Origin of the sequence: Vreelandella zhuhanensis (assembly GCF_009793355.1) — a bacterium.
In the GTDB taxonomy this organism is placed as follows: Bacteria; Pseudomonadota; Gammaproteobacteria; order Pseudomonadales; family Halomonadaceae; genus Vreelandella; species Vreelandella zhuhanensis.
Genome location: NZ_WTKP01000002.1, coordinates 123,298 through 134,935 on the forward strand (window position 1 = coordinate 123,298; position 11,638 = coordinate 134,935).

Consider the following 11,638-nt stretch of genomic DNA (forward strand, 5'->3'; position numbering starts at 1 on the left):
CCAGGCATCGAAACCCATGCCCATGACATGGCCTAGCATAACCGAACGGCTCAGCCGGCGGCCAATGGGCCCGGCTCGGCTTGATCAAGGTGCAGCAATCTTGGATGCCGCCACACCGGACGTGCCGCAGTACGTGGCACCGGGCTCATGCTACCCGGCGCCAGGTGTCCACCGGGGAAGTGAAAATCGCTGCCCAGCGAGGCGTAGAGTTCCCGCTCATCGAGCTGGCGCGCCAAGTCACGGGTGGCATCGGGGTTCTGATACCCACTGACCAGTTCCACCGCCTGCCCCCCGGCGGCCTTGAAAGCATCCAGCAGCAAGCCGCGCTTGCGTCGGGTCAAGCCATGGCGCATGGGATGCGCCAATACCGCAACACCTCCAGACGCCACGATCCAGGCCACCACTTGGGCGATTTCCGGCCAGTGAGATTTGACATCACCGCGTTTTCCGCTTCCCAGGTAACGTTTGAAGGCGGTCGCAACATCCGGCACCATTCCCGCCGCCACCAGGGCATTGGCGAAGTCAGGCCGTCCCAACGGTCGTTCGCTGCCCGCCTGTTCACGCGCCCGAGTCAGCGCATTTTCCAGCCCCAGCTTCTCCAGGCGTTCGGCAATCACTTCGCCGCGGGCAATACGTGCCAATCGCTGCTGCTCGAGCGCCTCCACCAACGGCCCCTGCAAACCGCCGGGCAGCAAGGCCACCACATGGATATTGATGCCCTGCCAGCGACTGGACAACTCACTGGCCGGTACCAGGCAAAGGCCTGCTTCACGAGCCGCTTCACCGGCCTCGAGCACGCCATCCATGGTGTCATGATCACTTAACGCCATATGCGTCAGGCCGCGTTCGGCGCACAGTTTGACCAGTTCCGTAGGCGAAAGCGCCCCATCGGAAGCCGTGGAATGCATGTGCAGGTCGATACAATAGCGTTGCTCGGTGGCAAACGCACAAGGTAATGGGGGCATAGGAATGACGCCGTCCGGCGAGTTTGTCAAAATAGGATGTCGTTAACGACGCGCCCGAATATGGTGCGCGCTTGCGCCCGCGTGGTCAATCACGCCGGGCTTTCCCAAGGAGTTGTCCCATGCTGTATGCCATTATCAGTGAAGATGTACCCGATAGTCTGGAAGGACGTCTCGCCGCACGGCCGGATCACCTGGCTCGCCTGGAAGCCTTGCGTGATGAAGCGCGCCTGGTGCTGGCCGGCCCGCATCCGGCGATTGATGCCGAAACTCCCGGCGATGCTGGCTTCAGCGGTAGCTTGGTGATTGCCGAATTCGAAAGTCTGGAAGCGGCGCAGGCCTGGGCGGAGGTCGACCCCTACATGATTGCAGGCGTTTATGCACAGGTAACGGTGAAGCCTTTCAAGAAAGTTTTACCCTGACCCTTCGCCCGGTCGCTTATACCCGTTTATACCCGCTTATACCCAGGATAAGCACAGTTTTCACCACCCCAGGCATTTTGGCTGGGGTTTTGCACAAACCCTGTGGAAAACTCTGTTGAAAGACGGCGGACGCTTTGTGCTAAGCCAGAGCTAGCGGCACTGTCCACCGATTGATTATTTTTTAACCTATTTTGACGACTGTCGATGATGACCAATCTCAGTCTTAATGGGCTTTGATGTTTATCACCTGCCATTTCATGCGCTTGTATTTTTCTAATTAAAAGGGGTGTCGTGCGTGTCTCATCGCTTTCCCGCTCTACCGCCACTGACCCATCTGACGCCACCCCCTCTGGACTGGCAAGACGGTGCGCCCCACTCCCGCACTTTCGATGATGTGTATTTTTCGCGCCAGGATGGACGTGCCGAAACCGAGCATGTGTTTCTGCATGCCAACCGACTGCCCGAACGCTTCGCACAGTGGGCGGCTCCCCGCCCTTTCGTGATCGGTGAAACCGGGTTTGGTAGCGGCCTCAACATGCTATGTGCCTGGGCCTGCTTTGAGGTGCATGCCCCGCCCGGCGCGCGGCTGCATCTGATTTCCACTGAAAAATACCCCATGAGACGCGAAGACCTTGCACAGGCACTTTCCGCCTGGCCCACGCTTGCCGACCATGCTCGGGTGTTACTCGAACAATGGCCGCCTTGCATCAGCGGCGTTCATCGGCTGTGGTTAAGCGATGCAGTCACCCTGGATTTGCACTTTGGCGATACCACCGAGCGCCTGCAGTTGCTCGACGGCCTTGTGGATGCCTGGTTTCTGGACGGTTTTGCCCCTTCCAAGAATCCCCAGATGTGGCAACCCGAGCTATTCGATGCCATGGCGGCACGTTCACGACCCGGGGCTACTTTTGCAACGTTCACCTGTGCGGGCATCGTCAAGCGTGGCCTGAAAGCGGCAGGCTTTGCCTGGCGAAAACAGCCGGGGTTCGGGCGCAAGCGAGAAATGCTTGCCGGTGAAATCACAGTTCCGCCTGCCGACCAGCGGCGCAAGGCTACCCCCTGGTTCACTCCCCCAGCGCTTCAGACCACGTCGCATGTCGCGGTGATCGGTGCGGGTATCGCTGGCACCAGTGTCGCCGAGGCCCTGGCTCGGCGGGGTGTCCACGTCACCTTGCTGGACCGCGACGCTCCCGGCGCGGGTGGCTCGGGCAATCGCCAGGGGGCGCTTTACGTCAAGCTGGCGGCACAGACCAATCTTCAGAGCCGCTTTTATCTGGCAGGCCTGATGCATAGCCGCCGATGGCTGGCGCGCCTCGACCCCGAACAGCAGTTGTGGCGAGATTGCGGGGTGACGCAACTCGCGTTGACCGCAAAGGAAGCACAACGCCAGGCACGTTTTGCTCATGACCATGAATTTCCAGACACGCTAATCGAAGCGTTGAGCCCTGTTCAGGCGGGAGCGCGCATCGGCATGCAGGTGGAGGCCACAGGCGCGCTGGATTATCCACAGGCAGGCTGGGTCCGTCCCCAGGCGCTGTGCGACCACTTGGCTCAACGCCCCGGCATTCACTTTCAAAAGGCCGAGGTGGCCAGTCTGAAAGCACAGAATGAGGGCTGGTTGCTGACGCTGGAAAACGGCGAAACTCTGCAGACGAACCAGGTGGTGATTGCCACCGCTAGCCTGGCCGACAGCTTCCACCAGACGCGTCAATTGCCGCTACAAGCGGTACGCGGACAGGTAACGCAGCTGGCATTGCCTTCAGGCGTTGCCAATCTGAAACGTGTGGTCTGCGCGGGTGGGTATGTTTCCCCGGCCTGGGAGGGAGTGCTGACCTTTGGCGCCAGCTTCATTCCCGGCGACACCCAAAGCGAGCTGCGCGAGGCAGAACATCAAAGCAACCTTGAAGAACTCAAGCGTACTCTGCCCTCGTTGGTGGAGGCACTGGAAAAGGCGGGGGCAACGCTCGACCCAACCCAGCTGACCGGCCGGGCGGCGATACGTGCCGCGAGCCCCGATAAAACTCCCTACGCCGGGCCGGTGCCGGATGCCGAAGCCTGGCAGACGGACTATGCCCCACTCAGCAAGGATGCCGGCCGGGTAGGCCGGATGCCCGGGCGACACCATGCCGGCTTATGGATCAGTGCCGCGCATGGTTCGCGGGGGTTGGCCAGCGCTGCGCTGTGTGCAGAGGTGATTGCCTCACGCATGTGTGACGAGCCTCTGCCGCTTGAAGCCCCGCTGGTCGACCATCTGCACCCCGGGCGCCGCCTGATCAGCGCACTAATTCGACGGCCGCGTCCTTGAGTTCCTGGAACCGCAATAGATTTCAATTTTGAAGGGCGAGTCTGCATGAGCCACCTTGGTGGCTTCGATGAAGTTTTCAAGATCATCGCGGATCCATTCTTGGCGCATGACCCGAAACATGGAGTTAAAGGTATGCTAATGAGGACGCCAGAATGACCAGAAAGCCATAACGAATATCGCCTAAGCAGCCAAAAATGAGCAAGGCAATCACCGCACTATTGATCTATATCAATAGTGCTCGCCTTCCTCTTCGTCGTCGGCCAGGTCGCGACCGAAGGCACGCCACTGCGCCAGCGTCATCACTTCCGTCATTTCCAGCTCCAGGTCGTGGGCGATGATCAGCTCGTTGCGCTCCAGCTGTCGCTTGAGCTCCACGACCCAGCCGGCCATGCCTTCGCCGGTATCAGTGGTGTCATAGCCTTGGCGGGTGACAAAGGTTTCAAGCAGGGCATTCAATGTCTCCGGCGGCAACATGCGCGCTGGGACTTCGATAAAGCGACTCATGATTCCTCTCCTTGCGTCACGCTGTTTTCCCACTTTCCCAGACGCGCAAGAAAGGTGGGTTCGTCGATCACCTCAACGCCCATCTGCTCTGCCTTGCTCAGTTTGCTGCCGGCGTCTTCCCCCGCCACCACGCAGGCGGTCTTTTTCGAGACACTGCCGGACACCTTGGCGCCCAAGGCTTGCAGCCGGGCCTTGCCTTCGTCGCGCGTCATGCTTTCCAAGGTACCGGTCAACACCCAGGTCTGGCCTTCCAGTGGTTGAGGGCCATGCGTCACTTGGGCTTCTTCCCAGGTGACCCCTGCTTGCAACAAGGCGTCAATGGTCTCGCGATTATACGGCTGCCGAAAGAACGTATGTACATGCGCGGCGACCACCGGACCAACATCGTCCACCGCTTCCAAGGCGGGTTTTTCGGCTTGCATCACCCCTTCAAGCGTGCCGAAATGGCGAGCTAGGTTAGCCGCGGTCGCCTCGCCTACTTCCCGGATACCCAAGGCATAGATAAAACGCGAAAGTGTGGTTCGGCGAGCATTGTCCAACGCCCTGATCAATTTGCTGGAAGATTTTTCACCCATTCGGGGGAGTGTCGCCAGTTGCTCTGCCGTCAGATGAAATAGATCCGCCGGCGTCTTCACCCAATCCCGCTCGACCAGCTGCTCGATCAGCTTATCTCCCAACCCATCGATATCCAGCGCACGGCGGCTGGCGAAGTGCTTGAGCGCCTCCTTGCGCTGGGCCGCGCAGTAAAGGCCTCCGGAGCACCTTGCTACGGCTTCGCCTTCCAGGCGTTCGACGTCGGCTCCGCATACCGGGCAATGCGTAGGAAATTCAATCGGGCGCGCATCGTCAGGACGTTTATCCTTATCCACCCGGATCACTTGGGGAATCACATCCCCTGCCCGCCGAATGGCCACCGTATCGCCGATCATCACCCCCAGCCGTTCAATTTCATCGGCATTATGCAGCGTGGCATTGGAGACGGTCACACCGGCGACCGATACTGGCTCCAAGCGAGCCACCGGGGTAATTGCCCCGGTACGTCCCACCTGGAACTCTACATCATTGACCACAGTGGTTTCTTCCTGGGCCGGAAACTTGTACGCCACCGCCCAGCGTGGGGCGCGAGCGACAAAACCTAACTCGCGCTGCAAACGCAAGTCATCGACCTTGATCACCACCCCATCGATATCATAGCCAAGGCGGTCACGCTTGGCCTCCAGCCGATGACAGTAATCGATCACTGCCTCAGCGCCATTAATCACTTCAAGTTCGACACTCGAGCGAAACCCCAGCTTGCCCAGACGTTGCATCAGTTGGCTATGGCGTTCGTCGCCCATGTCCGGTTCAAGCCGTGCCAGTTGATAAGGATGAAACTCCAACGGACGAGTGGCGGTAACCTCAGGGTCGAGCTGACGCAGGCTACCGGCGGCAGCATTACGTGGGTTGGCAAATATCTTGCTGTCTCTCTCACGGGCGCGTTCGTTCAGCGCTTCGAAGCCGGCATGGCGCATGATCACTTCCCCGCGCACTTCGAGAAGTTCAGGGGTACTCTGATTTCTTAACTTGAGCGGAACCGTCTGCAAGGTGCGCAAGTTGGAAGTAATCCCTTCACCGGTACGGCCATCGCCACGGGTAGCCCCACTGATAAGCACACCCTTTTCATACACCAGCGATACCGCTACTCCATCGAGTTTGGGTTCACAACTAAAGCTGAGTGACTCGGCGCGTATTTCCAAACGCTCGGCGACGCGCTGGGCAAAGGCTTGGATATCCTTCTCACTGAAGACGTTATCCAACGACAGCATGGGGATGGCATGTTCGACTTGCGGGAAACCTGCTGCGGGAGCAGCGCCGACACGCTGCGTGGGGGAATCGGGAGTAATCAGCTCAGGGTAGGTTGCTTCCATTTTTTTCAGACGCTGCATCATGCGATCGTAGTCGGCGTCGCTGAGCGTGGGGTCATCCAGTACGTAATAACGGTAATTGGCTTCATCGAGTTCGGCACGCAGCTGCGCCACTTCATCAAGCGTCTTGGAGTCAGGCTGGCTCATCGGGCAATCCAAATCTGGCGGTTATAACGGCAACGCCAACAGCCGTCATCTTGAATAGATGACGGCTGTTGGCGAAGTAAAGATCAATGAGCCTGGAGTTGACGATTCAGGCGATGGCGGCGCTCGAATTCATGCACACGTTGCCGGGCAAACTCGATGGTTTGCGCGGTCATGACGCTGTGATTTTCATCCTTCAACTCCCCACCCATATGACGCACCACGACCATCGCGGTTTCCACCATGGCTTCGAAGGCAGCGGAACTATTATCGGCACCCGGCAAAGGCATCAACAGCGTAATACCCGGCGTCGTAAAGTCGCTCATGGCTTCAATCGGGAAAGTGCCCGGTTTGACCATGTTCACCATGGAAAACTGCAATTCGCTGTCGGGACTTTCGGTTTCGAAACGATGGAAAATACCCATTTCACTGCTGTAGCGCAGACCGCATGCCAGCATGAGGTCAAGCAACCTGCCGCCGGAGAAACCTTCTTCGTCCCGTGAAATGATGCTGATGACCACGACTTCCTCGGCATTGGTCAACGTTTCCTTGGCGTGAGCACCACCGACGTCGTTGCGCAAGGCCTTTTCCATCGCAGGATGAACGTATTCGTGATCATCGGTTGAATAATCGTCTTCGTAAATATTTTGCTCGCGTTCTTCCTGGAAGGCCTGTTCTTGAGCTTCCTGGGCCTTTTCCTGCTCAATACGCAGCCGTTGGGCCTGGGCAGCGGCTTCTGCTTCGCGGTGTTGCTCAGCTTCAAGCGTCTTACGCTCGGCCAACGCAGCAGCGCGACGTGCCTTTTCTGCCTTGCGCTCTTGCTTGGCTTCACGCCGTTGCGCCAAGCGCTCCTTGAACGAGCGACCCAGGCCTTCGAAATCGACCAGACGGTAACGATCTTCCTCTTCGTACTCCTGGTCTTCTTCTAGTTCTGCCTGCATCGGGGAGGTTCCCCTGTCATTACCGGCAGTATTGCCACGCAGCTGGCGACGACTGGATGAGGGCGGAGACGCTAGCGGTTCGCTTTGCTGCTCGGCTGATGGATTTTTTCCCAAATCGGCCTGGTCGACTTCAGGCTCGGCTTTCCATATATCTTGTGCCGCCGGGTTAACATTGGGCGTAGGCTGCTCTTCCTGCCCCAATGCTGAAATATGCGGTTCGCGGCGCGGTTCGCTAGACGGCGCATCAAAGGAGCTATTTCCTTTATGTACTTTATGACCTCTGTCTGCCTGGCTAGCACTTGTCTTGTCAGTACTCTCTGCCTTCTTCTCACTCTCTGCCTTCTTCGCGCTGAAAGAGCGACGGAATTCCGAGAGTACTTTTGAAGGTCCAGGATGATCTTGACGTTTGAGCTTGGGCTTTTCTTCCCCGACACCGTAATCCGCCGAGCGAATCACGCGCGCGCCACCGTTAGGCAGCTCCCAATTAATTTCCGCCTCGCGGGCTGCCTCTTCCGGATCGGTAGCTGATGCCGCCGAACTCGTAGAATTCGTAGGGTTGTCTTCCGCCTGGTCCAGGCGAGGGACACGACGCTGCCGCTGTAAACGCCGCACACCGTCTATGACGATCAGCGTTACTAACGCCAGCCCCAGAATGATAAGCCACTCTCTTAATTCCATGTTGAAAATTCCATGGGTCGTCTTGCCTGTTGCTAAGTCACCGTGCCTGAATAAATACTGCCCGCAAGCATAGCGCGATTGCTACAAAAAGAGCCAATTTTCACCAATTTTCTTATTCTATCACTGCTTAATTGATACTTTTGACTGTCAACTAATACTTTAGAGTTTAGCCAAAAATAGCGCAGCGTCATGCAAAAAATTGAACTTCTTCCTATTAACATGCCATTAGCTACTTGCTAGATGCTAGCGTCAGCCAAGGCAGCTGCTTCTTCCACCCCAACAGAGACAAGTCTAGACACGCCAGGTTCCTGCATTGTTACCCCCATTAAACGCTCGGCGGCTTCCATGGCAATCTTGTTGTGAGTGATATAGATGAATTGGACGCTTTCCGACATTTCCTTGACGAGTTTGGCATAACGACCGACGTTTGCATCATCGAGGGGCGCATCCACTTCGTCCAGCATACAGAACGGTGCAGGATTCAATTGAAAGATAGCAAACACCAGGGAAAGCGCCGTCAACGCTTTTTCTCCCCCTGAAAGCAGATGGATCGTGCTGTTTTTCTTGCCCGGAGGTCGTGCCATGATCGCCACCCCGGTTTCCAGAAGGTCATCGCCGGTCAAGGTCAACCAGGCGGCGCCACCCCCAAAAACACGCGGAAACAGGACCTGCAGCCCTTTATTGACTTGATCGAAGGTGGCTCGGAAGCGTAGCCGTGTTTCCTGATCGATACGCCGGATGGCCCGCTCCAGCGTCTCCAGCGCTTCGCTAAGTTCCTGATGCTGGGCCTCCAGGTAATTGCGCCGCTCGGCTTGTTGTTCATACTCCTCGATCGCCGCCAGATTGATCGCTCCCAGTCGGCGGATTTTTTCAGTAGTCGTTTCTAGCTGCTGTTGCCAGGCCGTTTCAGTGGCATCAACCGCCAGGCTCTCGCCCAGCACCTGGGCATCGTGGCCCAGCTCGGCCAGTTGCTCTTCCTGGGCGGCGGCCTTGAGAGAAAGTGCCTGAACATCCATGCGTCGCTGCTGTAGGTGTTCGCGACTTTGCTCCAAGCTTCGCTCATGCTGTTGGCGGGCCTGCTCATCCGCACGCAACTGTTCGGCCAGCGCCTGGGACTGCTGACGCACTTGATTGAGGCCCTGCTCTTCCCGAGCGCGGCGCTCCAAAAGCTCATCGAGCTCTTCACGCCCCAGTTCATCCGGCTCGATCAAGGCTTCGCGCATTTCCTCAAGCTCGGCTATGCGTAACGCCAGACGCTCCTGGGTGTCATCGCTGCGGGATTGCTGAGCCAGCAGGCCGTCACGCTCGGTCATCAAACGCTGAGTTTCCAATGCAAGGGCTTGCTGCCGATCTTTCAGCGGGGCATGACGCTCGCGCAAAAGACCGAGTTGCTCACGCGCCGCCTGCCTGGCCTGCTCAGCTTGTTCACGAGCCAAAGCAGCCTCTTCCAGGCGGGTCATGGCCTGGTCCCATTGCTCGCGCTGTTCGTCCAGGGTCAGTTCGAGTTCGGAGGCATCCGCTTGCAACTGGGTAAGCTCCTCGTCCAGCTCCCTGCCACGGCTTTTCAGATGCATCAGCCGATTGGAAAGTTCGCGTTCCTGGAGCGCCAGGCGTTGATGGTCGGTGGCATGGTCGCGCTCTTCCTGAGCCAGGGTATCGAGGGATTGCTCCACCTCATGCAAGCGTTCACTTTCTTCCAGTCGCTTGCTTTCACAGGCTTCCAGTTGTGTCAGGCTATGTTCTAACTGCTGTTGCGTGTCCGCGTAGCGGCGACGGGTGACCAGCAGGGCATCCACCCCCTCGCCTTCACCCTGGCGGCATAGCCAGCCGTTGCCACACCACACACCATCCCGGCTAAGCACGCTATGCCGTTCAGATGAGTGGTCGGGCAATCGAGCGGCCATGGCCAATGCCTCTGCGCCGCTGTCGACACAGTGAATCCGGCTCAGCCAGTCGCTCAGGGCCCCCGCTCCTGAAACGAGCGCCGCCAAGGACGCCGCAGAAGCCTCACCGCTTTGCGCAGCATCGACCAACTGCCAGTCCGCCGCTACCTGGCTATCCAATAAACTCAGTTGTTGCGTACCGACCAGCCGGGCGTTCAACCAAGGCGCCAGCACCCAGGAAACGACCCGCTCCCAGCCGTCTGCCACGTCCAGGGTTTCGCCCAGGCGAGGCGCATTTTCCAGCCCCCGCTGCTTGAGTGCCTCGCTCAGTTGAGGGTCGTGATCGGCCAGGGCGACATCAAGCAATGCCTGAAGTGATGCCAGTTCTCCCTGGCATTGACTGACCTTGTCGCGACAGAGGTCACGCTCTTGCTCGAAGCGCTGCTGGGCGTCGCGACGTTCGGTACGCGCCTGCTGCAATGTTTCACGACGCGCGGCAAACGCCCGGGTCTGGTCTTCGGCGATCGCCAAGCGTTCCAGCGCTTGCTGGTGGGCTATCTCAAGCGCCTCGAAGCTTTCCAGTTCGCTGCGCTGTTGATGGCGACGCTGAATATCCGCTTGATGGCGTGTGATACGGCTTTCCAGGTCACGTAGCTGGTCCTGGCGCCGCTCGGCATCACGGCTAGCCTGTTGCCAGCCGGCGTTGGCTTCCTCCCAGGCCTGCTCAGCGGCCCTGGCCGCGGGCTCACACTGTTGCTGGGTTTCCTCTATATCGCCGAGCTGCTCTTCCAGCGCCGCCTGTTCCGGCGCAAGCTCAGCCAGGCGTTGGGTAATCGTCTCCAGACGCTCGGCATCGCCGGCATGAATCTGGCGCTGCTCTACCTGTTCCTTGACCGCAGCGGCTATATCACTGGCCAACTGGGCATCCCGGCTGCGTCGGTGGGCACTATCCTGTTCCAGGCGGGCAATGGCGGTGGTGGTTTCGAAAAAGCGCTGTTGATGACGATCCAGGTCTTCGGCCAGACGGTCATGCGCCAGACGGGCTTGCTCAAGGCGACTTTCACATTGCCTGACCCCCAGCACATCACGCTCGACGGCGGTTTCGAGCTCGTTGACGCGATTTTCCTGGGCAGTTTGCTCGGCACGCAACGTACGTCCACGCAAAAGCGCCAGCTCTCCCTTGAGCCGGTATTCCTGCTGTTTCAGATCTCGGTAACGTTGAGCGGCCTCCGCCTGACGCTTCAAGCGATCGAGCTGCTTGTCGAGCTCTTCGCGAATGTCATCCAAGCGTTCCAGGTTTTCCTGGGTGCGGCGCATGCGGTTTTCGGTTTCTCGCCGACGCTCCTTGTACTTGGATATTCCCGCGGCTTCTTCGAGGGTAGCACGCAAGTCATCCGGGCGAGCCTCGATCAGGCGTGAAATCATGCCTTGACCAATAATCGCGTAGGAGCGCGGGCCAAGACCGGTGCCCATGAATAGGTCGGCGATATCGCGCCGTCGACATTTCTGACCGTTGAAGAAATAGCTCGACTGGCCGTCTCGGGTTACCAGTCGCTTGACCGCAATTTCGGCATATTGGGCGTAGAGCCCGCCCATGCTTCCGTCGCGGTTGTCAAAGCGCAGTTCGATGGCGGCCTGGCCCACCGGCTTGCGTCCGGTGGCGCCATTAAAAATGACATCGGCCATGGATTCGCCGCGCAAGGTCTTGGCGGAAGACTCACCCATGACCCAGCGCACCGCATCGATGATATTGGACTTGCCGCAGCCATTGGGCCCGACGATGGCGGTCATATTGCCATCGAAGGGTACCGTCACCGGGTCAACGAACGATTTGAAGCCAGCCAACCGAATCGAGATCAAACGCATCGATTAAACCCGGCCGGTGCATCGGTCAA

7 protein-coding genes are annotated in these 11,638 nt (G+C 58.6%); 2 read left to right on the forward strand and 5 right to left on the reverse strand.

Translation table 11 applies throughout. The annotated features are described in order from the left end of the window. Positions 1–50: 50 nt before the first annotated feature. Complete coding sequence (locus GPM19_RS02885; RefSeq protein WP_160417383.1) at positions 51–965, reverse strand: PHP domain-containing protein; 915 nt, start codon at positions 963–965, stop codon at positions 51–53. A 119-nt stretch (positions 966–1,084) separates the two neighbouring features. Here GPM19_RS02885 and GPM19_RS02890 point away from each other — a divergent pair, with 119 nt between their 5' ends. Continuing rightward, positions 1,085–1,384: a YciI family protein gene (locus tag GPM19_RS02890; RefSeq protein ID WP_114488369.1), complete on the forward strand. Its 300-nt coding sequence runs from the start codon at positions 1,085–1,087 to the stop codon at positions 1,382–1,384. A gap of 295 nt (positions 1,385–1,679) precedes the next feature. After that, positions 1,680–3,689, forward strand: a complete 2,010-nt coding sequence (gene mnmC / locus GPM19_RS02895) for a bifunctional tRNA (5-methylaminomethyl-2-thiouridine)(34)-methyltransferase MnmC2/FAD-dependent 5-carboxymethylaminomethyl-2-thiouridine(34) oxidoreductase MnmC1 (RefSeq protein WP_160417384.1) — start codon at positions 1,680–1,682, stop codon at positions 3,687–3,689. A gap of 228 nt (positions 3,690–3,917) precedes the next feature. Here mnmC and GPM19_RS02900 read toward each other — a convergent pair whose 3' ends face one another. The 4 genes from GPM19_RS02900 to smc form a co-directional block, all read right to left on the reverse strand. Beyond that, positions 3,918–4,193: a YheU family protein gene (locus tag GPM19_RS02900; RefSeq protein WP_160417385.1), complete on the reverse strand. Its 276-nt coding sequence runs from the start codon at positions 4,191–4,193 to the stop codon at positions 3,918–3,920. Then, positions 4,190–6,244: an NAD-dependent DNA ligase LigA gene (gene ligA, locus GPM19_RS02905; protein ID WP_160417386.1), complete on the reverse strand. Its 2,055-nt coding sequence runs from the start codon at positions 6,242–6,244 to the stop codon at positions 4,190–4,192. Before ligA ends, GPM19_RS02900 begins: the two co-directional genes overlap by 4 nt. Positions 6,245–6,327: 83 nt before the next feature. Continuing rightward, a complete protein-coding gene (gene zipA / locus GPM19_RS02910) occupies positions 6,328–7,860 on the reverse strand; it encodes a cell division protein ZipA (protein WP_160417387.1) in 1,533 nt (510 codons plus the stop codon). 236 nt (positions 7,861–8,096) lie between these two features. Beyond that, positions 8,097–11,609 carry a chromosome segregation protein SMC gene (gene smc, locus GPM19_RS02915; protein ID WP_160417388.1) on the reverse strand — a complete coding sequence of 1,171 codons (3,513 nt, stop codon included), beginning with the start codon at positions 11,607–11,609 and terminating at the stop codon, positions 8,097–8,099. Positions 11,610–11,638 lie beyond the last annotated feature (29 nt).

Excerpts from the sequence above, each read along its gene's own strand:
- GPM19_RS02885 (WP_160417383.1), bottom strand. The coding sequence starts at position 965 with ATGCCCCCATTACCTTGTGCGTTTGCCACCGAGCAACGCTATTGTATC.
- GPM19_RS02890 (WP_114488369.1), top strand. The coding sequence starts at position 1,085 with ATGCTGTATGCCATTATCAGTGAAGATGTACCCGATAGTCTGGAAGGA.
- GPM19_RS02900 (WP_160417385.1), bottom strand. The coding sequence starts at position 4,193 with ATGAGTCGCTTTATCGAAGTCCCAGCGCGCATGTTGCCGCCGGAGACA.
- ligA (WP_160417386.1), bottom strand. The coding sequence starts at position 6,244 with ATGAGCCAGCCTGACTCCAAGACGCTTGATGAAGTGGCGCAGCTGCGT.
- zipA (WP_160417387.1), bottom strand. The coding sequence starts at position 7,860 with ATGGAATTAAGAGAGTGGCTTATCATTCTGGGGCTGGCGTTAGTAACG.
- smc (WP_160417388.1), bottom strand. The coding sequence starts at position 11,609 with ATGCGTTTGATCTCGATTCGGTTGGCTGGCTTCAAATCGTTCGTTGAC.